Consider the following 1,088-nt stretch of genomic DNA (forward strand, 5'->3'; position numbering starts at 1 on the left):
ATGGGTGTGGTTGCAACCGGGGGTGGCGCAGACACCCTTTTGTCGGGCGATGACAGCGCGGCGTTGGGTGAGGGTGGGTTGGTAGCGGTCGGTGCCGGCGTTCAGTATCTGTGCCTGACGCGCCCCGCCGCCTTGTTTCATGAGGAAGGCGGTGAAGTCGGACACGCACAGGAAATACATCAACAAATTCGGTCCGATCGCGCCGTGTCCGGCGAGCGTGGCCGGCTCAACCGATGCGGGCATGGGGTCAGGGATCAGGTGCGGGTTCTCGGTCTTTGCCTGGACGTGGTCGACGGCGGCCTGCAGGGTGTCGGCGTCCACAAACACCGACATGTGGGGTCGCACGCCTTTGTCGGACGGCAGACCGTTGCCAAGAACTGACGTGAGCAGGTCATCGAGTCCTTGGACCCGGCGTTCGGACCCGGTGCGGACATCGTCTTTGTCGCGGGGTGCTGACACCGAATCGAGGACTTTCTTGAGCTTGGCACCGGTGATCGTGTTCAAAAAGCCGCTCACATGGAAACCGTCGGGAACGGCATCAACGTTGAAGTCTTCGCGATCCATGCCGCGTTCCCACGCGGCGTCGAGATCTTCGGGATGGACTTTGTCCTTGAGATGTTTGACTGCTTCGAACAACTCAGCAGGTTCGCAATCGCGAGCGACACCGACGAACACGTCTTCGAACTGGCGCATCGGTTCCAGACCCACATGGGTGAGTCCGTAGGCGAAGACCCGCACGTGGGCGGCACTGATCTCGCCATTCAATGCAGCGTCTGCCAGCAGTGGCAGGTCACGCAGTGCGTGGACGTTCTTGACCAGGGTGGTGGCTTGTCCGGCGTTCATCCGCAGCTGGGTGCGGACCCACGCATTGAGGGTGGATGCGCCGTCGAGCTCAAAGTCCTTCGACGCCTCGAGCTCAGCCAACAGCACTGCCTCTTGGGCATCGATCGCGTCGCGTGCCGCGTGCAACGCGTGCAGCTTGGCTCGTGTGTCACCCGATGTGAGGGTCTGCGCGGCTGTGCGCATCGCCTCGATCGTCGGCTGAATTCCCATGTTTCAAACCTACTAGAACATACTTTCGATGACCA

General features: G+C 61.4%; 1 protein-coding gene. It reads right to left on the reverse strand.

The window, feature by feature from the left end; translation table 11 throughout:
* A partial coding sequence (locus ABD683_RS14310) for a DUF222 domain-containing protein (RefSeq protein ID WP_344770636.1) occupies positions 1 to 1,053 on the reverse strand: 1,053 nt, incomplete at its 3' end.
* Positions 1,054 to 1,088 lie beyond the last annotated feature (35 nt).

This window comes from Aeromicrobium panaciterrae (genome assembly GCF_039537165.1).
Lineage (GTDB): Bacteria > Actinomycetota > Actinomycetes > Propionibacteriales > Nocardioidaceae > Aeromicrobium > Aeromicrobium panaciterrae.